Genomic DNA, 18,866 nt, shown 5'->3' on the forward strand with positions numbered 1-18,866 from the left:
CATGCCTCAAAAAACGAAACAAACACCTATGATGGAACAATATTTGGCCATCAAAGCGCAATATCCTGATGCTTTTTTGTTTTACCGCTTAGGAGATTTTTATGAAATGTTTTACGATGATGCCATCAAGGCGTCGCAATTATTAGAATTGACCCTAACAAGCCGCAATCGCAATGCTGATGACCCGATTCCGATGTGCGGGATACCTTATCATGCGGCGCAGGGCTATATTGATACCTTAGTCGAACAAGGTTACAAAGTGGCCATCTGCGAACAGGTGGAGGATCCTAGAACTACTAAAGGCATGGTGAAACGCGAAGTCGTCCAATTGGTGACACCGGGAACGGTGATGGATGCCAAAGGCTTGGCTGCTAAAGATAATAATTATTTGACGGCCTTGGTTTGCGCAAAGGATCACTTTGGTTTTGCCTATGCTGATTTAACCACGGGTGAGCTGAAAACAACGGTTTTAACTGATCAAGACGCTGTTGTGAACGAAGCCGCAGCTTTAAAAACAAAAGAGCTGGTGACAAATGGAGAGCTGCCTGCGGAATTGGCGGAAGAATTGACGGAACGTCTAGGTATTTTGTTGTCTCAACAAACAGATCTTTTGGAAAATGCTGAATTTGCCTTTTTAACACAACAGGTGACGAGCGACATAGAAAAACAAGCTGTGGTGCAGTTGCTGAGCTATCTTTCAGTGACCCAAAAACGTAGCTTAGGCCATATTCAACAGGCGGAAAGCTATCAAGTGGACCATTTCTTGAAGCTGGATCACTTTTCTAAATTCAATTTGGAACTAACCCAGGCGATCCGAACAGGTAAAAAACAAGGAACGCTTTTGTGGCTATTAGACGAAACAAAGACCGCGATGGGTGGCCGTTTGCTGAAGCAGTGGCTGGATCGTCCCTTGATTCAAGAAAAGCAGATTTTGAAACGGCAAAAGATGGTAGCTAGTTTATTAGCCGCCTATTTTGAGCGGGCTGATCTGCAAGAGATGTTGACGAAAGTCTACGATTTAGAGCGGCTAGTCGGTCGAGTAGCTTTTGGCTCCGTCAATGGTCGCGACCTATTGCAGCTGCAAAGTTCGCTGGCGCAAGTGCCGGCTATTAAACAATTGCTGGCGGGAATTGATCAAGGAGAATGGCAAGAACTTTTGCTAGCTTTAGAGCCACTGCCAGCAGTCACGGAATTGATTGACCGTGCGATTACGGTAGATGCGCCACTTTCAGTTACGGAAGGCAATATCATTAAAGACGGCTATCATCCACAATTAGATCAGTACCGCGAAGCCATGCGTAATGGGAAGCAATGGCTAGCAGAATTAGAAGCGAAAGAACGTCAAGAAACAGGAATTAAAAACATTAAAATCGGCTTTAACCGGGTTTTTGGTTACTATTTAGAAATTACCAAATCCAACTTGGCTAATTTACCGGAAGGCCGTTATGAACGGAAACAAACCTTGGCCAATGCGGAACGCTTTGTAACGCCCGAGCTGAAGGAAACGGAACGGTTGATTTTAGAGGCAGAAGAAAAATCGGTGGACTTAGAATATCAGCTTTTTGTTGAGGTACGAGAAGAAATTAAACAGCATACGGAAGCCTTACAGCGGTTAGCGAAAGCCATCAGTGCTGTCGATGTCTTGCAAAGTTTTGCGGTAGTCAGTGAACGTTATCAATATGTTCAGCCTAAACTGCATAGTAATGGCAAGGTGCTAGCCATTATAGATGGTCGGCATCCTGTGGTGGAAAAAGTTCTGGGACATCAGGAATATGTTCCTAATAGCATCAAGATGGCTGCTGATACTGAGATTTTGCTGATTACCGGACCGAATATGTCTGGTAAAAGTACCTATATGCGTCAGTTGGCCTTAACCGTTATTATGGCGCAGATTGGATGTTTCGTGCCGGCAGTCTCTGCTGAGATGCCGATTTTTGATCAAATCTTTACGCGTATTGGGGCTTCTGATGACCTGATTGCTGGTCAAAGTACCTTTATGGTAGAAATGATGGAGGCCAATCAAGCCTTGCGCCACGCCACCCCCCGCAGTTTGATTTTATTTGACGAGTTAGGACGGGGTACAGCCACTTATGACGGGATGGCATTGGCACAAGCCATCATTGAGTACATCCATAAAGAAGTGAAAGCCAAAACGCTATTTTCCACACACTATCATGAACTGACGGTTTTGGATGAGACGCTGTCGGGACTTCGCAATATTCATGTGGGGGCTGTGGAAAAAGATGGCGAGGTGGTCTTTCTCCATAAAATCATGGAAGGACCGGCTGATAAGAGCTATGGAATCCATGTGGCTAAAATCGCCGGGTTGCCCGCGCCCTTATTAGCTCGCGCGGCTACGATTCTGGCGAAATTAGAAGCAACTCCACAAGCACTGGTTGCTGAAACACCTGAGGAGGACAATCAACAATTGTCGCTTTTTGAAGAAGTTTCCACTAGTGAACTGGGCGCGCTGGATCAGTTGAAGAAATTGAATTTACTGGAAATGACGCCAATGGAGGCGCTGAATACTTTATACGAACTACAAAAACGGATATAAGAAGGTGAAAGTATGGCAAAGATCCAAGAACTATCAGAACGTTTAGCCAATCAGATTGCCGCCGGTGAAGTTGTGGAACGACCGGCTTCTGTTGTGAAGGAATTGGTGGAAAATGCCATCGACGCCGGCAGTACGCAAATCGATATTCTGTTAGAAGAAGCGGGACTGCGCAAGATACAAGTGACGGATAATGGCGAGGGTATTTTAACGGAAGATGTGGAGAATGCCTTTAAGCGCCACGCAACTAGTAAAATTCACACGCGAGATGACCTATTTCGCATCCGGACCTTAGGCTTTCGTGGTGAGGCATTACCTAGTATCGCTTCTGTTTCAGAAGTGACGCTGGAAACGGCGGCTGAAAGTGAGGCGAGTGGAGCTAGGCTGGTGTTGCGTGGAGGCGAAGTGTTGGAACGAGTACCGGGTGCCTTGCGTAAGGGGACAAAGATCACCGTAGCCAATCTGTTTTTCAACACGCCCGCTCGACTGAAATATGTCAAAACTATTCAGACGGAGCTGGCCAATGTTGGGGATATCGTTAATCGTTTGGCTTTAAGTCATCCGGATATTGCCTTTAGACTAGTCCATGAAGGCCATCAAATGGTAGCCACAACCGGCAGTGGGGATCTTAAGCAGGCTATTGCGGGGATTTATGGCTTACCTACGGCTAAAAAAATGCTGCCGCTGGCTGCCGAAGATCTTGATTTCCAAGTCAGTGGTTATATTTCATTGCCAGAGGTCACTCGTGCTGGACGGAACTATCTATCCACCATCGTCAATGGCCGTTATATCAAAAATTTTGCCTTGAATAAGGCGATTGTCAACGGTTATGGCTCCAAATTGATGGTGGGCCGTTTTCCGATTGCGGTGATTGAAATCAAAATGGATCCGCTGTTGGTGGATGTCAATGTTCATCCAACCAAGCAAGAAGTGCGGCTCAGCAAGGAAAAGGAATTGATGAGCTTGATTGAAACAGCCATCAGCGAAGCCTTGCGTTCGGAAGAATTGATTCCTAGTGCGCTGGACAATTTGGGCTTTAAGAAAAAAGTGCCGCCAACGAAAGTTCAGCAAGAAGAGCTGCCACTAGAAACCTCTTCTGGGTTACACTATACGCCAAATCGAGGGTTCTTTGTGGCAGAGTCAGAGACTAAATCAGCAGCTAGCGAGCCGCCCAAATCGTTTTCTGAACCGCCAGTGTTTCATGATGAGCCAACGCCGTTAGTATCACCTGATTTTTCTAGCGAGTTTCTACAGCCTGCTGAGTCACTAGCCAGTGATCAGCAAGCCACGACTGATGAATCAGCAGTTTGGGAAGAGCTGGCTGAGCATCCTGAATTTGATTTAAATGATCCGGCTTGTGAGCGAGCTTTGGAAAAAGCCACCGAGGTTTTGGAGCATGAAGAAAAACGCCATTTTCCAGAGTTGGAGTATTTCGGTCAAATGCACGGGACCTACTTATTTGCACAAAGTAAAACAGGACTCTATGTAATCGATCAGCATGCGGCCCAAGAACGCATTAAATATGAATTTTACCGGGAACAAATTGGCAAAGTCAGCGATGATTTACAGGAACTGCTGATACCACTGATTTTTGATTATCCGGCTAGTGAGGCAGTAAAAATTCGGGAACAACGCGACTTGCTGACAGAAGTGGGCATCCATTTGGAAGACTTTGGTCAAAATAGTTTTGTCGTACGTATGCACCCTACTTGGTATCCTAAAGGAGAAGAGGAAGCGGTCATTCGGGAAATGATTGATACTTTACTTTTGACAGGAACGATCAGCGTGAAAAAATTCCGTGAAGCAACGGCTATTATGATGAGCTGTAAACGGTCCATCAAAGCCAATCATCATTTAGATGCCCTGCAAGCGCGGGCGTTATTAGCTGAACTTTCCAAGTGTGACAATCCTTTTAATTGTCCCCATGGTCGACCAGTGTTAGTCCATTTTAGCAATCAAGATATGGAAAAAATGTTTAAACGGATCCAAGATCCACATTAAAGGAGGCGCTCCATGGAGACCATTTTAGCATCGCAATCGCCCCGCAGACAGGAACTATTGCGGCGCATCGTCCCAGAATTTACCATTATGCCGGCTAGTATCGACGAGACCATCCAACCAGACTATCAACCCAAAGAATATGTCTATGCTATGGCGGAAGGCAAGGCCGAGGTGATTGCTAAAACGCATCCTTTTGCCCGTGTAATCGGCTGTGATACCATCGTGGTTCAAGATCAACAGATTCTAGGGAAGCCGGCTAATCGCATGGAGGCTTTCAAAATGCTGAAATCACTTAGCGGAACGACACATCAAGTGTTCACCAGCGTTGTGGTCAAGCAAGCAGGCAAAACGGCAGCCTTGACCAGTCAGGCGGAAGTTACTTTTTATCCATTGACAGATGCTGAGATTGCGGCTTATCTAGATACTGGCGAGTACACCGATAAAGCCGGGGCTTACGGAATTCAAGGTGAAGGAGCTTTACTGGTAAAAGCAATCAAAGGTGATTTTTATACTATTGTGGGCTTCCCTTTGGCGGCGACCTACCGGCTGCTGCGCGATTTTGAACAAATTGGCTAGCTGTGAAGAAAGAAACAAGCATGTTTTTTGGAGATTTCTCTAATTCTTTTTATAATAAAAGAAAAAGGAAGTGATCCCAATGACGAAACAAGAAGAGTTGAAACGCCGTTTGTCACCGATGGAGTACGCGGTCACCCAAGAGAATGCGACAGAGCGACCTTTTACCGGTATGTATGACAAATTTGACGAACCCGGCATTTATGTCGATATCGTCAGTGGGGAGCCGCTTTTTTCCTCTTTAGATAAATATGATGCCGGTTGTGGCTGGCCATCATTTACGAAACCGATCGCCCGGCAAGTCGTACAGGAAAAAGCTGACTTTACCCATAACATGCATCGTGTTGAGATTCGTAGTAAAAAGGCGGATTCTCACTTAGGCCATGTTTTTTCTGATGGACCTCAGGAAGAAGGCGGCTTGCGCTACTGTATCAATTCAGCAGCGCTACGTTTCATTCCACAAACGGAATTGGTAAGAGAAGGCTACGGGGAATATATGCGTCTATTCGATAATGACCGGTCTTCTATGTAAGAGAGTCAAAACAGAGTGTCTACGGGCACTCTGTTTTTGTTTGTACTGGGAGGTAAAAATTGTGGTACAATCAAGGGAACGTATGTACTATTAGAAGGGTGACGCAATGTTTGAATATATGAAGGGGCTTGTGACCAGTATCACGCCCGCGTATGTAGTATTAGAAGTAGGCGGAATTGGCTATCAATTAGCTTGTGGCAACCCCTATGCCTATCAAGAAGGACAAATAGCTACGATTTATGTCCATCAAGTCGTGCGGGAGGATGCCCATACGCTTTATGGTTTCCGTGATTTAGAGGAAAAACAACTTTTTCTGCAGCTCATCAGTGTTTCGGGCATCGGACCTAAAAGTGGCTTAGCAATTATGGCTTCCAGTGATCACAGTGGCTTGGTTCATGCTATTGAGGCTAGTGATGTGACCTATCTAACCCGCTTTCCAGGTGTGGGCAAAAAGACGGCGCAACAAATGATTTTAGATTTACAAGGCAAGCTTTCCACTGAAGCAGTACCGCAAGCGCCAGCTGCCGATCAAGCTTTAGATGAAGCGTTGGCGGCACTAACAGCATTGGGTTATAGCGAACGAGAGGTCAAACGTATCGAAAAACAATTGGCACAAGAGCCAGCCCAGGCAACGGATGATTATCTACGACTTGGGCTCAAATTACTCATGAAGAAATAAGGAGGTCGCTATGGAAGAACGTTTACTCTCAGCAGCAGAGGATCAGCAAGATAGCGCCATTGAACAATCTTTGCGGCCACGGACCTTGCAACAATATATTGGCCAACGCAAAGTTAAAGAAGAATTAGCGATTTATATCACAGCTGCTAAAAACCGTCAGGAATCACTGGATCATGTGCTACTTTACGGGCCGCCTGGTTTAGGGAAAACGACGATGGCGATGGTGATTGCCAACGAAATGGGCGTTAATATTCGCACGACTAGTGGACCAGCAATTGAACGTCCCGGTGACTTAGTCGCGATTTTGAATGAGCTGGAGCCGGGGGATGTTTTATTTATTGATGAAATTCACCGGCTACCGCGGATCGCAGAGGAAATGTTGTATTCGGCAATGGAGGATTTTTACGTAGACATCATGGTAGGGCAAGGAACAACGGCCCATCCAGTCCATTTTCCGTTACCGCCTTTTACTTTAGTCGGGGCCACCACTCGTGCTGGCATGCTATCAGCACCGCTCAGAGACCGTTTTGGCATCGTGGCGCATATGGAATATTATGAAGATGCGGATCTACAGGAAATTGTCTTACGTTCTGCCGATATTTTTCAAACAGATATCGTGACAGAAGGAGCTTTTGAAATTGCTCGCCGTTCTCGGGGCACTCCGCGGATTGCCAATCGTTTATTAAAAAGAGTGCGCGATTTTGCCCAAGTGGAAGCAGATGGCGTGATCAATCGGCAAGTGGCAGACCACGCCTTGCGTCTGTTACAGGTGGATCACGAAGGCTTAGATTATGTGGACCAGAAATTGCTAAAAACCATGATTGAATTATATGGCGGCGGACCGGTAGGCTTAAGTACGCTTTCCGTGAACATCGGAGAAGAACGAGAAACGGTTGAGGATATGTATGAGCCTTACTTGATTCAAAAAGGCTTTATTAAACGCACCCCCCGGGGACGTATCGCGACCCCTAGGGCGTATGAGCACTTCGGTTATCCAACGGGAGGTGCTGTATGAGCGAGGCCCAATTGACTAAAAAAGCCTTAGCTGAGGCCTTAATGGCGTTATGCCGGGAAAAACCTTATGAAAAAATCAGTGTCCAGGAGCTGACAAAGCACGCGCAATTAAATCGGCAGACCTTTTATTATCATTTTCCAGACAAGCAAGCATTGCTCCAATGGACCTATGAAAATCAAGCGTTGCATTTTCTAGCAGACGAGGTAACGACTATCGACAACTGGGAAGAGCAGGCTCTGAAAATGCTGAAGGCTATTACGGCGGAAGAAGCTTTTTACACCAGCTCCGTCAAAGCCGATCAGCAAGTTCTAGCAACGACCTTTTCCGAAATGATTCAAGGGCTATTTATTCGCTTATTTGAGCAGATGGATATCGAAAAGCAGTTGTTGGCAGAAGACAAAGAGTTTTATGCACGTTTCTTTTCCTATGGCTGCAGTGGTGTTTTATTGAATTGGATTGTGAAAGGCTATCAAGAACCACCGTTGATTATTGCCACACAATTGTTCCGGTTAGCCAAAGATATCGAATTTTTTGCTTATCGTCTTTATACGGAGCAAGAAGAATAACTTGCTGGCTTAAACAGTTAAAAAGTGCGTAACCTCAAATATTGACGGTTACGCACTTTTTTTGTCTCACTAGACTGACGTCTATTATTGAAAACAAGCTGTTATCGTTTTATATTAGGCATTTACAATATACTGTGGTTTTTGTCCTTTTAAGACAGCTAGCGCATTTTCTGCGACAATCACAGCCATTGCGTCCCGGGCTTCAACGGTGGCGTTGCCGATATGCGGAGTCAAAATAACTTGTGACATGTCTTTCAACGTATCGCTGACCTTTGGCTCAAATTCATAGACGTCTAAAGCCGCGCCGGCAATCTTTTGCTGTTGTAAGGCTTTGATCAAGACTTCTTCAGAAACAATAGGCCCTCTAGAAGCATTGATTAGAAAAGCAGAGGGTTTCATATGACTAAAGGCAACTTCATCGATTAAATGGTAAGTACCGCTAGTCAAGGGCGTATGGATACTTACTACGTCAGCTTGTGCTAACACTTTTTCGATGGGCAGATACTCAGCCTTCAGTGCTTGTTCCACATCACTAGCTAAACGATGTCGTTGACTATAAACGATTTTCATACCAAAGGCACGCAAACGTTGTGCCACACCTTGACCAATTTGGCCCATCCCAATGATGCCTAGGGTTTTGCCTTTTAGCTCGTGTCCTAAAAAGAAGAGCGGTGCCCAGCCGGAAAAGCCGGTTGTCCGCATTAAATGATCACCTTCTACAATTCGCCGGCTAAGAGCGATGATCAAACCAGCCGTGAGTTCTGCGGTAGCATCAGTTGAAACAAAAGGGGTATTTGTGACCATAATGCCTTTTTCTTTGGCGTAATCCACCGCAATATTATTGAAGCCAGCCCCAAAATTGGCAATCAGCTTCAAATTAGGCGCATGATCGATGATTGAAGCATCGACAATCGTGGAAAGTGATGTAATCAAAACTTCGGCTTGACTGGCAGCTTGCCGCAAGGTGTCTTTGTCAACGACCCCTGCCCCATCGTACAAGTCAAACGGCAACCGGCTTTGCTTTAGTAGTTGGATTCCTTTTTCAGGAATCTTTGCTGATAAATAGATTTGTGCCATAAAGTTCCCTCCTCTCCTCTATTGTAAGGCGCTAGCGTCAATAAGTCGAAAACTTTGAATCCAGATGGACGTCAAGTATACTAGAATCAAGGAGGGATTTCATGAAAGTGATTTTTGTATGTTTAGGCAATATTTGTCGTTCTCCGATGGCCGAAGCAGTAATGCGACAAAAAATTCAAGGGGTAAATTTACCTGTCACGGTGGCTTCGGCGGCTACTAGTCGCTGGGAGGTTGGCAATCCACCCCATACTGGTACACAAAAGATTTTAGCGAAATATCACGTACCTTTGGCGCCTACCAAGGCCCGTCAAATTAGTCGGGAAGACTTTGAAACAGCGGATTACATTATTGGAATGGATCGTAGTAATGTCGAAGATTTACTGTCAATTGCGCCAACTGACACAGCAGCGAAAATCTATGAATTTCTCGCGATTGTCCCTGATGCACCTGAGGGCGTCCCAGACCCGTATTATACAGGTGATTTCGAGGAAACCTATCGTTTGGTTTCACTGGGAACCGACTATTGGTTGAAAAAAATTCAAACTGAGCTAACGTAGAAAACAGTTCTGGTCAAAAAACGGCTAACATTCTTACTCCTAAGAGGGAATGTTAGCCGTTTACTATTGCTATTGCAATGAAGGCTGCTGCGGAGCTAGCCTAGTGTTTTTGTCTCTAATTGGAAAGCCTTCAGCATCTTATCGTCAGCATCCTTAATTGGGGTTTTCTTGCGCAATTCTCCTTGAACGATGATTCGGGTCGCGGCATCCATATCCCCACAGGTTACCAAGGTCACGAGCTTTTTATCTGGTACATCGTCAATCAGTTGCACATCTGTGGGCGCCACTCGTTTCTTAAAGGTTACTTCATAGGTAAAGACGCTCTTCATGTCTGTTAAGTAAATGGTATCGCCTAATTGGGTATTTTCCAAAGGGCTAAATAGTAATTCCGGGTCAATTGTTCGGTGGCTGGCTAGTGCATAGTTGCCTTCACCCATCACCTGATCAGCCTTCATAGTCCCAGCTCCAATCAAAAGGACAATATTTGAAAGGCCCTTAAAGATTGGTAGATTGATGGAAACATCCGGTAGTGCAATCGCGCCAATTACTGGCAGATCCTTATTGTTCATTTGAGCATTTAGAACGGCTTCCAGACTAGCTGATTCTACGGCATCAAAGTCAAAAGTCGTGTCACGAGCTAGGTTTTTATCGACTACATCCGACGTGAGGGTTTGTGCAGAATAAGCGTCACCATTCCGTTGAATCAACCAATTTTTGATTTGATTGTTAAAAACTAAAGCCAGGCCTACAACCAAGAGTAAGATCAAGACGATATTGATGAGCCAATTTCTTTTTCGCTTCTTTTTCATACACAACCTCCTTTTTCACTAAGTGTACCATAATTTTTTAGAAAAGGGGACCTGTTTGTTTATTTAAGGTTCTTTATTTGAAAGATACTCAAAATCCGAAGATTACAAAAAAATAACGAATAAAGCGCTTACGATAGCGATTCTGTAATGGAATTTTAAAAGAAAAGAAACAAGCTTTTTTTTCAGGGATATTGTAAAATGTAGATAGTGAGTCAAAAGGGGGGAGGACGTATGTTGGAATATATTTATGTACATATTGACACTACCAGCAATGCTGTGCTGTCAAAAGGCATTACCAATGTTGATTTTGATCATTCCATCGTCCATCACCCACAAAATCTGTTGCTGCTGGATCCTGCCGCAGAAGAGGGCGAATACGAAGTCCACACTGGGTTACGAATCATTCGGGGTGAAGAAGCGGTCAGTCGTTATTTTAATCTAATCAGACGCCGTCGCAGCAGTGAGGAAATCAAGTGGATGGACTTTACCGATTTGGCGATGTTAAAACAACTGACGCCATTGGAGATTTCTGAATTATTGTATTTTGGCCATATGAAGACCCATCTCCATTCACCTTTTTTCTACAAATTACAGAATAATTTCGTCTTTTTTGAATTCATGGATGATATGACACGCATCTATTACCGCTACTTAGATGAGTTTTATCGTATTTTGGGTGATAAGATCACCCACGTCCTACTTGAAAAATTAAATGACCGCAAAACCTTTTTTAGAAGAGGTGTTGCGGTGGAAAAATTAGATATCGAAGTATTGAAAGAGCTGAAAACCATCCTGCAAGAAGGCGTCGTTTTCTGCTTCTCTCAAACAGAATTACAAGATAAGCAATACCGGATCCCAATTCACGTAGTAGAAGATAGTATTTGGAAAACCAAAAGCCAACGCTATTTAAATGAGCCGGTGATTGCAACTTTAGTCTACCATACAGGTAAAAAAACTTGGTTGATTGAGCGAGAAGAAGATTTTGGTTTTTCTCTAGGTCAAGCTAAAATTAATGGATGATCTCTTTTTAAGGGGTCATCTTTTTTATGGATGTAACTTCATACCCTGCGGTTTTATTTTTTTAGAAAAGAGGGGTACACTATGGGAGAAGGGGAGTGAGGAATTGAAAAAAATCTGGATTACTTTATGCTTGGCTTTAGCGGTTCTATTTATTGGTGGTATCGCTGCGCAAGCTGCTAATATTTATGTCGAAGATGGCGCCAAGGTTTTGTCGGAGGCAACCAAAGAACGAATCAACACGATTAATCAAGAATTTAAGAAATTGGCTAACACACCGCAGTACGCGGTGATTACGACACCCCGCTTGAAAGATGAATCCATCGAAGAGTATGCGGTACGGCGCTTTGAAGAATTAGGAATCGGCCAAAAAGGTCAAGATAATGGGCTCTTATTTATTTTAGTTCCTCAAGACCGAGAATACCGTTTAGAAGTAGGCTATGGCTTAGAGGATATTGTACCAGATGGGATGAAAGATTACATTATCTCTGATGATGTTGTAGCTGAGTTAAAGGCTGAAGACTATGATCAGGCAGTCCTGCTGATCTCCAATCGAATTGCTGACGTGGTAGCGCAAAAGGTACCGGCGGAAGTAGTCGATCAATACACGAATCCTTGGCGGGGGCCACTCCCTTGGATCCTTAGCGGTCTTGCTGGTGTCGGCGTGTTGGGCGCTGGTGGTGCCGGCTGGTGGGCACTGCGCAAGAGAAAAATCAAAAAAGTGTTGCAGGAAACATATGATATGCCGGATGAATCGGTGTGGCATGTGGCGAATGGACATGCATACCAAGTTTCATTTTTGGAACTCGCTTATCATTTTTACCAAGCACTGCCAGAAAATTTGACTACAGAGGAAATTCAGACGGAGCTTGAGGGCTTTCGTTTTAAAACGTATACGGCTTCTGCTGTACTAGTAGCCGCGAAAAGTCAACCGGAGCGTGCTGAGTTTGTCACGGAAAAATACTTTGATCCGTTCTGGCGTAGTTTAGATAGGTTTCCAACCGATGTGCAAATCGATCAGTATATTAAGGCGATCGCCCTGCAGATAGAGACAGATAAGGCCATGGCAGCCGCAAATATGACAGCAGTCTTGGAGCGGACGACAACCTTTGTGGCAGCTAAAAATAAATCAGGTAAGGAGCAACAATTACTCGCCTCTTTAATGCGCTATGATTTGGTGAAGGAGGCCGACTTATCTGAACCCAATCTGCTGGCAAACACGACCCTGTTCAATGATACGCGACTGGATAAGGCCTATAAATTTGCGCTTTCAAAGGCAGCAGAGATTGAAGCTGAATATATGGATGAAGCCATTCGTGATTTGGCAACGTTACAAATGATTTCGTATGTTTCCAGTTCGCTAGATTGGTCGAATTATCAATCTAGTTCTAGTTCGGGATCTGGTGGCGATTCCTTTGGCGGCGGTTCTTCTGGCGGCGGCGGTTTTTCCGGCAGCTGGTAATCCCGTCAGTTGACAACGCTTGTTCTATATACTATGATACACTTGCGGAAACGCAAAAAAATCGAATAGAACACCATCACAAAGGGGTGCCATCTGGCTGAGATTGAGTAAACACTCGGACCCTTCGAACCTGTTCGGTAATGCGAGCGTAGGAATTGTGATGGGGTAAATATACTATTTACTCCTCCTTTGCTGTATGGTTTGTTCTACGCACAAGGAGGAGTTTTTTTATGTCAAAAAAAATGGATCTACGGGTTTGGATCGAAGGAACGGTGGTCGCAGCACTGGCAATGGCGTTATCCTTTATCCCCATTCAAACGGCTAATTCAGCCTTTGACTTGTCATTAGGCTTGGTACCTTTGGTGCTATATTCTTATCGTCGTGGGGCGGTAGCTGGTATGACATCTGGTTTTGTCTGGGGCTTATTAAGCATCGTCATCGGTTCTGCTATGAAGAATTTCGTCAGCGTTCCACAAATCATTTTTGAATATCCCTTTGCCTTTGCCTTTGGCGGTTTAGGGGGCGTATTTGCGACAAAAATCCAACGGGCTTTACAAAAACAGCAAAACAATCAAGCTTTAAGCTATGTGATATTAGGTGGGCTAGTCGCAGTGGTGGCACGCTGGTTTTGGCATTATTGGGCTGGCGTTTTCGTATGGGGTATGTATGCTCCTGAAGGCATGAGTCCTTATTGGTACTCATTGATTTTCAATGGTGGTTCCGCAATTGCCAATACTGTGTATGTCGGAGTCGTGTTAGGTATCCTCGTAAAGGTGGCACCTCAACTGTTTATTCCAAAAGCAACAAACTATTTAACTGCAAAACGCTAAAAACGCGGGCCTGGAGACGAATAAAGCGCCTGCCAGGATCTACCAAAAAAACACAGCTTGTCACGGTTGAAGGTGACGAGCTGTGTTTTTGTTTAGAAAATAGGTTTCTTTATGTATTAGTGACTGACATTTTTCCGCGGCGTCAGCATGCTTAACTTGCGAATTGCGGCAAGCGGAATAACTTGTAAAGTATCGGCATCTTGGCGTTGCAATAAGACTGTATCACGAATCTGTTTTTTAGTTACTAACCAACCAGAAAGCGTCTGTAGTTTATCTTGCTCTTTAAATTGGATCACCACTAAAGCCTGACTATGGGCAGCAGCGGTTAATTCGCGACGGATATGACGGATACGGGCTCGGTCTTCCTTCTCATCATCGAAAAAAGAAGTAAAAAAATGTTGTGATGAGGACAGCATCCTGGAGACCTGTTTCAAAAAAGGTGTTTTCTTTTCGTCCATTTCCTTACCTCCCAATAGGTGATGTTAACGCTATTTTACTGAATTATCCGTCATTTTTCAAGAAAATATGTTCGCTTTATAAAAAAAGATGAGGGAACTGTGAGGACGCCAACGTGAAAAAACGAGACAGCCTCTTAATCATATTAGGGATTCTTAAGGCTGTCTCGGCTTCAGTTGATAAATCATGGTGACGTTTGCGGGTGCTTATTGTTCAAAGGTACCCAGTAATTTTTCTAGTTCGATCTTAGTATCGTTAACCGCGTCTTCACGAACATAGCTGAGGATTTCAGGAATAAATTCATCAGCGGCATCCTTTTTGCTCATGTCTTCCGTATTTACTGCGGTAAACAATTTTGCAACGACAGCTTTAGCGCTATCGCCTTCACCAGGTTTTACTGCTTGTGCGATGTAACGTTCAAAAAATTCTTCATCTTTCATTGAAAAAGTCATAGAGCATTCCTCCTAAAAGTTTTCTACTCTATTATTGTAATCCTATTCTTGAAAAAAGTACCGTAAAAGGCTCATGGAAAGCAAAATGCGTTAGATTTGTTATACTAAATAAAGAGGAGGCGAGTCGATGATTGAAGTAAAAAACTTCCAACCTTCACAGCGAAAACGACTGTCAGTGCAACTGCAGGAGATGCGGCAGCCACTGCCATTCTTTTCCAGTCAGCTAAAAGCGCGTCAGCAATTCTGGCTAGGAGAGCAGCAGTTAGGCATATATGAAAAGCAGCAGTTGGTGATGGTCGTCAGTGAAAGTCATGGCGAAATCGATAACTGGCTCGTCTTGGAATCGTATCAAGGAAATAACTGGCAACTACTAGAGGCGGCTTGGCGCTGGTTGCGTAGGGCCGAGTTAAGCTTTAGCGCAAACCAGCGCTTACAACCTTATTTAAGGGATGCCGGCTTTATTGATTATACTAAAAAGCTGACCTACCGAACTGCCTTGGTGTTGGGGGGCGGTGGTGCAAAAGGAGCTTATCAAATTGGTGTGTGGCAGGCTCTAACGGAGCTGGGAATCGAGGTGAGTATCATCACCGGCACCTCTGTGGGTGCACTGAATGGCGCCTTGATGCTGCAAAATGATTTTCAGGAAGCCGCGACCTTATGGGAAAGAATCGACACCGAGCATGTGCTAATATTCCCAGAAGGCGCAGATCGCCCTGGTACGATGCGGCAACTATTAGATCAGTTGCGTCATTTTGCGGCCCGTGCTTTAACAGAGCAAGGGCTATCCACAGAGCCGTTACAGGAAGTGATGCAGCAAGCCTTTCGCCCCGAACGGTTAGCCTCCGCCACTCAGGAATTATTTATCGTAACTGTGACACTGAATGGTCTACAGGAAAAAGTGGTGGACATTAACCGTGAGCCTGTTGAACAAAAACTGGCTTGGCTCTTAGCGTCCTCGTCTTTCTTTCCAGCTATGAAACCAACGGTGATTGACGGTGTTCCCTATGTGGACGGCGGCTACCGTAATAACGTTCCGGTAGATGTGGCGCTAGCACAAGGTGCTACAGAGTTGATTGTTGTAGATGTCAAAGGTCCGGGCTTGACGAAACGAGTAGAGCAGCCCGCGCCTTGTACACATGTATTGCGCTCCTCCTGGAGTTTAGGAAATATTTTGTTGTTTGATCCACAGCGTTCGGCGTTTAATCAAGCATTAGGCTATTGGGAAACTTTGCGCCATTTTGGCCGCTATGAGGGTCATTTTTATACCTTGGAAAAGCAGGTACCAACCACCACAGCCTGGTTTCGCTTGTATAAGCGTTACGCAGAATTTCAGCGGGAATGGCAAGCGGCAGCCCGCAAATTACAGCGGTTGTTTGGGGAAGCAATCTTACCTGAAACAATCTTACGCTGTGGCTGGGAACTGTTGGCTCAGCTTCATCAAGTACCTCCAACGAAATGTTATACAATAGCAGACTTGCAAACGGCGATTCGTGCTAAAATAGAACAGGTAGCACCATTAGATATCGGGCTATTATCCTTATCGGAGTGGTTTCAACAGTACCATCAGCAGTTTTTAGTCTCAGATTATCAGCAGTATTTGCGAATTCGCCGTTTCCTACAAGTTCCTTTAGATGAGCGTAAACGCCGACTGCGGTATCTCTGGCCGCTGCTACCATTACCGACTTTTTTAGCTTTAATGACCATAGAATTATTGGAGGAATAAAGATGGCAGAATTTTCATATGAGATTGTGGAAGAAATCGCAGTATTATCGGAAAATCCCAAAGGTTGGCGCAAGGAATTCAATTTAGTCAGTTGGAATGGGCGGCCACCAAAATTTGATTTAAGAGATTGGGCCCCTAATCATGAAAAAATGGGTAAAGGAGTCACACTATCCAACGAAGAGTTTGAAAAATTAAAGACATTACTACAAAATATGTGAGGGTGAGACCATGAAAAGTATGACAGGTTTTGGTAAAGCGATGACGGCTAATGAAACATTGCAAGTAGATGTGGAAATCAAATCCGTCAATCATCGCTTTTTAGATATGCAGTTGCGGATGCCAAAAGAATGCAATCCGTATGAAGCCGATGTCCGCAAACAAATTAAAGATACTTTACAAAGAGGACGAATTGAGGTTTATGTGTCTTTGACGCGGCGCGCAGAAGGCGGCAAAGAAGTTCAAGTAAATTGGCAGTTGGTAGATCAGCTCGTGGCGGCCTTTGACACCCGTTTTAGTCAATTGCCGGGGAAAAATCTTGATTTGACCCAACTATTGAATGGCTTAGTCTTGCGGCCTGATTTTATTGAAGTAGTGGAGGAGCAGGCGGCGGACCCAGAACTGCCAGAATTACTGGCCGCGGCCATCCAAGAAGCGCTAGGTAACTTACAAGCTGCCCGCCAACAAGAAGGCGATGGCATCCAAGTAATCTTGAGTCAATACAGCCAAGAGATTTTACGTCAGCTGGCGGATTTGAATCAATTAAACACAGTGATTGAAGAACAGCATCGTGAACGTTTGACTCAAAAAGTAACGGAATTATTAGGTGAACAAGTGGATCAAGCACGCTTATTGACTGAAGTGACCTTACTGATTGAACGTGGTGATATCCATGAGGAATTGGACCGCTTGGCAATTCACGTACAAAAGTTGCAGAAATTACTACAAGAAGAAGGGGCTATTGGTCGCGAGTTAGATTTTCTGATTCAAGAAATGAATCGAGAAGTCAATACGACTGGTTCGAAATCCACCGCCATCGCGATTAAAGATCACGTGGTAACATTGAAGACGCTTTTAGAAAAAATTCGAGAACAGGTCCAAAACATCGAATAGTTCTGCCAAGGTAAAAAGGGCAAGACCGTGTATAATAAAGGTGAGGTGAAGAAAAATGGCAAAATTTTACGATATCACATTCCATATGGTAGCGGATAAATCCGTGATCAAACATCAAATCTATTCAGAAAAGGATCCCTTTAGTGCTTGGGAGGATGCTTGTGAGAGTATCACGCCAGAGGCTTTGACGGTGCAAGTCAATGACGATACCTTTGTCACTTTATTCCGTAACCAGCTTGTGCGCATTGATACACAAGAAGTAGATGGACCGGTGGAAGAGCAGGTTAAACGCCATGATGAATTGGCGGGCGTCATCAACACATTGTCCAATATGGGCTTATAGTGGCTGTAGGGTCTGGGACGTAACTCAAAAGGTTATGTCCCAGACTTTTTCCCAATAAACGCTTCTGTCCCAATCACTTTTTCGCTGGCTTATTGGTAAAGTGAAAGAAAAACTTGAAATATTTTCAAAAAAAGTGCAAAATATACACTAGACTAAAAGAACCATCGGAAAGGACGGCATCATGACGGATCGTGGATTATTGATCGTATTATCTGGCCCTTCAGGCGTAGGCAAAGGGACGGTACGCAAGGCCATTTTTGAAAGTGAGGACAATGAGTTCCAATACTCCATCTCCATGACCACGCGGAAGATGCGGGCAGGAGAAGTCGACGGTGTGGATTATTATTTCCGAACACGGGAAGAATTTGAAGCAATGATTGCGGCAGGAGAAATGTTGGAGTATGCGGAATATGTTGGTAATTACTATGGCACACCGCTATCCTATGTCAATCAGACATTAGACGAAGGCAAGGATGTCTTTTTAGAGATCGAAGTCCAAGGAGCGAAACAAGTCAAAGACAAAGTTCCAGATGGAGTCTTTATCTTTTTAACACCGCCAGATCTGACGGAATTGAAATCCCGGATCGTTGGGCGCGGTACCGATGCGGCCGAAGTTATTGAGGAACGGATGCGCGTAGCCAAAGAAGAAATCGAAATGATGGCTCTTTACGACTATGCTGTCGTCAATGACGAAGTACCTTTGGCAGTAGAACGAATTAAGGAAATTATCGCTAGTGAACACTTTCGTGTTGATCGCGTGATTGGAAACTATATCAAAATGTTGAAGGAGATGTAAGGGAAAATGATGTTAAAACCTTCTATTGACTCTTTGTTAGATCGTGTTAATTCTAAGTATTCATTGGTGATCTTGGCTAGTAAACGAGCTCATGAATTAGATGCAGGGGCACAGGCAACTGTTGAAAACTTCGAATCAGTGAAAAGTGTTGGGCAAGCTTTGGAAGAAATCGATGCTGGAAATGTAATCAGTGATCCTCATCCAGAATTGAAGCGTGAGCGCATTAAGGAAGAAGAACAGGCACGGAAACAACTGCGTGATCAAGAACAGCGTGAGTTAGAAAACCGGATTCGCGAAGAAAAACTGTAAGCGTA

21 protein-coding genes and 1 riboswitch are annotated in these 18,866 nt (G+C 44.4%); of the genes, 17 read left to right on the forward strand and 4 right to left on the reverse strand.

Features of this window, described 5'->3' with window-relative positions; genetic code table 11:
* Position 1 precedes the first annotated feature (1 nt).
* The 7 genes from mutS to ECA01S_RS08740 all read left to right on the forward strand — a co-directional run bounded on the left by mutS (position 2) and on the right by ECA01S_RS08740 (position 7,920).
* On the forward strand, positions 2-2,557 hold the full coding sequence (gene mutS / locus ECA01S_RS08710) for a DNA mismatch repair protein MutS (protein WP_067394105.1): 2,556 nt from the start codon (positions 2-4) through the stop codon (positions 2,555-2,557).
* Between the two features lie 12 nt (positions 2,558-2,569).
* A complete protein-coding gene (gene mutL / locus ECA01S_RS08715; RefSeq protein ID WP_067394107.1) occupies positions 2,570-4,555 on the forward strand; it encodes a DNA mismatch repair endonuclease MutL in 1,986 nt (661 codons plus the stop codon).
* 12 nt (positions 4,556-4,567) lie between these two features.
* Entirely contained in the window at positions 4,568-5,131 is a 564-nt protein-coding gene (locus ECA01S_RS08720) for a Maf family protein (RefSeq protein WP_067394109.1), read from the forward strand.
* Positions 5,132-5,210: 79 nt separating this feature from the next.
* Positions 5,211-5,660 carry a peptide-methionine (R)-S-oxide reductase MsrB gene (msrB, locus tag ECA01S_RS08725; RefSeq protein WP_067394110.1) on the forward strand — a complete coding sequence of 150 codons (450 nt, stop codon included), beginning with the start codon at positions 5,211-5,213 and terminating at the stop codon, positions 5,658-5,660.
* 106 nt (positions 5,661-5,766) lie between these two features.
* Positions 5,767-6,339 carry a Holliday junction branch migration protein RuvA gene (gene ruvA / locus ECA01S_RS08730; RefSeq protein ID WP_067394116.1) on the forward strand — a complete coding sequence of 191 codons (573 nt, stop codon included), beginning with the start codon at positions 5,767-5,769 and terminating at the stop codon, positions 6,337-6,339.
* 10 nt (positions 6,340-6,349) lie between these two features.
* A complete protein-coding gene (gene ruvB, locus ECA01S_RS08735; RefSeq protein ID WP_067394119.1) occupies positions 6,350-7,354 on the forward strand; it encodes a Holliday junction branch migration DNA helicase RuvB in 1,005 nt (334 codons plus the stop codon).
* Entirely contained in the window at positions 7,351-7,920 is a 570-nt protein-coding gene (locus ECA01S_RS08740; RefSeq protein ID WP_067394121.1) for a TetR/AcrR family transcriptional regulator, read from the forward strand. The genes ruvB and ECA01S_RS08740 overlap by 4 nt, the downstream gene beginning before the upstream one ends.
* A gap of 114 nt (positions 7,921-8,034) precedes the next feature.
* Here ECA01S_RS08740 and ECA01S_RS08745 read toward each other — a convergent pair whose 3' ends face one another.
* On the reverse strand, positions 8,035-8,997 hold the full coding sequence (locus ECA01S_RS08745; RefSeq protein ID WP_067394124.1) for a 2-hydroxyacid dehydrogenase family protein: 963 nt from the start codon (positions 8,995-8,997) through the stop codon (positions 8,035-8,037).
* Positions 8,998-9,098: 101 nt separating this feature from the next.
* On the opposite strand from ECA01S_RS08745, the gene ECA01S_RS08750 reads away from it, so the two are divergent.
* Positions 9,099-9,554: a low molecular weight protein-tyrosine-phosphatase gene (locus ECA01S_RS08750; RefSeq protein ID WP_067394127.1), complete on the forward strand. Its 456-nt coding sequence runs from the start codon at positions 9,099-9,101 to the stop codon at positions 9,552-9,554.
* Positions 9,555-9,649: 95 nt separating this feature from the next.
* Here the strand turns inward: ECA01S_RS08750 and ECA01S_RS08755 are convergent, their stop codons facing one another.
* On the reverse strand, positions 9,650-10,363 hold the full coding sequence (locus ECA01S_RS08755; RefSeq protein ID WP_067394128.1) for a class A sortase: 714 nt from the start codon (positions 10,361-10,363) through the stop codon (positions 9,650-9,652).
* Between the two features lie 231 nt (positions 10,364-10,594).
* Between ECA01S_RS08755 and ECA01S_RS08760 the strand changes: the two genes are divergently transcribed.
* From ECA01S_RS08760 to thiT, 3 genes are all read left to right on the forward strand, one after another.
* Positions 10,595-11,383, forward strand: coding sequence for a hypothetical protein (locus ECA01S_RS08760; RefSeq protein ID WP_067394130.1), 789 nt, complete (start codon positions 10,595-10,597; stop codon positions 11,381-11,383).
* A gap of 103 nt (positions 11,384-11,486) precedes the next feature.
* Positions 11,487-12,842, forward strand: coding sequence for a TPM domain-containing protein (locus ECA01S_RS14720; protein WP_067394132.1), 1,356 nt, complete (start codon positions 11,487-11,489; stop codon positions 12,840-12,842).
* Between the two features lie 72 nt (positions 12,843-12,914).
* Positions 12,915-13,014, forward strand: a riboswitch (TPP riboswitch).
* A gap of 58 nt (positions 13,015-13,072) precedes the next feature.
* Complete coding sequence (gene thiT, locus ECA01S_RS08770) at positions 13,073-13,672, forward strand: energy-coupled thiamine transporter ThiT (RefSeq protein WP_067394134.1); 600 nt, start codon at positions 13,073-13,075, stop codon at positions 13,670-13,672.
* Positions 13,673-13,788: 116 nt separating this feature from the next.
* On the opposite strand, the gene ECA01S_RS08775 is transcribed toward thiT, so the two are convergent.
* Positions 13,789-14,130, reverse strand: coding sequence for a hypothetical protein (locus ECA01S_RS08775; protein WP_067394141.1), 342 nt, complete (start codon positions 14,128-14,130; stop codon positions 13,789-13,791).
* A 204-nt stretch (positions 14,131-14,334) separates the two neighbouring features.
* On the reverse strand, positions 14,335-14,580 hold the full coding sequence (locus tag ECA01S_RS08780) for a hypothetical protein (RefSeq protein ID WP_067394143.1): 246 nt from the start codon (positions 14,578-14,580) through the stop codon (positions 14,335-14,337).
* A gap of 127 nt (positions 14,581-14,707) precedes the next feature.
* On the opposite strand from ECA01S_RS08780, the gene ECA01S_RS08785 reads away from it, so the two are divergent.
* The 6 genes from ECA01S_RS08785 (at position 14,708) to rpoZ (ending at position 18,861) form a co-directional block, all read left to right on the forward strand.
* Positions 14,708-16,303, forward strand: a complete 1,596-nt coding sequence (locus ECA01S_RS08785; protein WP_067394145.1) for a patatin-like phospholipase family protein — start codon at positions 14,708-14,710, stop codon at positions 16,301-16,303.
* A gap of 2 nt (positions 16,304-16,305) precedes the next feature.
* Entirely contained in the window at positions 16,306-16,521 is a 216-nt protein-coding gene (locus tag ECA01S_RS08790) for a YdbC family protein (RefSeq protein WP_067394148.1), read from the forward strand.
* 10 nt (positions 16,522-16,531) lie between these two features.
* Entirely contained in the window at positions 16,532-17,413 is an 882-nt protein-coding gene (locus tag ECA01S_RS08795; protein ID WP_067394151.1) for a YicC/YloC family endoribonuclease, read from the forward strand.
* A 55-nt stretch (positions 17,414-17,468) separates the two neighbouring features.
* Entirely contained in the window at positions 17,469-17,756 is a 288-nt protein-coding gene (locus ECA01S_RS08800; protein ID WP_067394153.1) for a hypothetical protein, read from the forward strand.
* A 181-nt stretch (positions 17,757-17,937) separates the two neighbouring features.
* Positions 17,938-18,552, forward strand: coding sequence for a guanylate kinase (gene gmk, locus ECA01S_RS08805; RefSeq protein WP_067394155.1), 615 nt, complete (start codon positions 17,938-17,940; stop codon positions 18,550-18,552).
* Positions 18,553-18,558: 6 nt separating this feature from the next.
* Entirely contained in the window at positions 18,559-18,861 is a 303-nt protein-coding gene (gene rpoZ / locus ECA01S_RS08810) for a DNA-directed RNA polymerase subunit omega (protein ID WP_067394157.1), read from the forward strand.
* The last annotated feature ends 5 nt before the right edge of the window (positions 18,862-18,866 follow it).

This window comes from Enterococcus canis NBRC 100695 (genome assembly GCF_001544375.1).
Classification (GTDB): domain Bacteria; phylum Bacillota; class Bacilli; order Lactobacillales; family Enterococcaceae; genus Enterococcus_H; species Enterococcus_H canis.

Bases quoted from the DNA above. Each gene is read 5' to 3' on its own strand.
- thiT (WP_067394134.1), top strand. From the start codon at position 13,073: ATGTCAAAAAAAATGGATCTACGGGTTTGGATCGAAGGAACGGTGGTC.
- ECA01S_RS08795 (WP_067394151.1), top strand. From the start codon at position 16,532: ATGAAAAGTATGACAGGTTTTGGTAAAGCGATGACGGCTAATGAAACA.
- ECA01S_RS08755 (WP_067394128.1), bottom strand. From the start codon at position 10,363: ATGAAAAAGAAGCGAAAAAGAAATTGGCTCATCAATATCGTCTTGATC.
- ECA01S_RS08775 (WP_067394141.1), bottom strand. From the start codon at position 14,130: ATGGACGAAAAGAAAACACCTTTTTTGAAACAGGTCTCCAGGATGCTG.
- ruvA (WP_067394116.1), top strand. From the start codon at position 5,767: ATGTTTGAATATATGAAGGGGCTTGTGACCAGTATCACGCCCGCGTAT.
- msrB (WP_067394110.1), top strand. From the start codon at position 5,211: ATGACGAAACAAGAAGAGTTGAAACGCCGTTTGTCACCGATGGAGTAC.
- ECA01S_RS08740 (WP_067394121.1), top strand. From the start codon at position 7,351: ATGAGCGAGGCCCAATTGACTAAAAAAGCCTTAGCTGAGGCCTTAATG.
- ruvB (WP_067394119.1), top strand. From the start codon at position 6,350: ATGGAAGAACGTTTACTCTCAGCAGCAGAGGATCAGCAAGATAGCGCC.
- ECA01S_RS08800 (WP_067394153.1), top strand. From the start codon at position 17,469: ATGGCAAAATTTTACGATATCACATTCCATATGGTAGCGGATAAATCC.
- mutL (WP_067394107.1), top strand. From the start codon at position 2,570: ATGGCAAAGATCCAAGAACTATCAGAACGTTTAGCCAATCAGATTGCC.
- ECA01S_RS08790 (WP_067394148.1), top strand. From the start codon at position 16,306: ATGGCAGAATTTTCATATGAGATTGTGGAAGAAATCGCAGTATTATCG.
- gmk (WP_067394155.1), top strand. From the start codon at position 17,938: ATGACGGATCGTGGATTATTGATCGTATTATCTGGCCCTTCAGGCGTA.
- ECA01S_RS08760 (WP_067394130.1), top strand. From the start codon at position 10,595: ATGTTGGAATATATTTATGTACATATTGACACTACCAGCAATGCTGTG.
- ECA01S_RS08745 (WP_067394124.1), bottom strand. From the start codon at position 8,997: ATGGCACAAATCTATTTATCAGCAAAGATTCCTGAAAAAGGAATCCAA.
- ECA01S_RS08780 (WP_067394143.1), bottom strand. From the start codon at position 14,580: ATGACTTTTTCAATGAAAGATGAAGAATTTTTTGAACGTTACATCGCA.
- ECA01S_RS08750 (WP_067394127.1), top strand. From the start codon at position 9,099: ATGAAAGTGATTTTTGTATGTTTAGGCAATATTTGTCGTTCTCCGATG.
- mutS (WP_067394105.1), top strand. From the start codon at position 2: ATGCCTCAAAAAACGAAACAAACACCTATGATGGAACAATATTTGGCC.
- ECA01S_RS08785 (WP_067394145.1), top strand. From the start codon at position 14,708: ATGATTGAAGTAAAAAACTTCCAACCTTCACAGCGAAAACGACTGTCA.
- rpoZ (WP_067394157.1), top strand. From the start codon at position 18,559: ATGATGTTAAAACCTTCTATTGACTCTTTGTTAGATCGTGTTAATTCT.
- ECA01S_RS08720 (WP_067394109.1), top strand. From the start codon at position 4,568: ATGGAGACCATTTTAGCATCGCAATCGCCCCGCAGACAGGAACTATTG.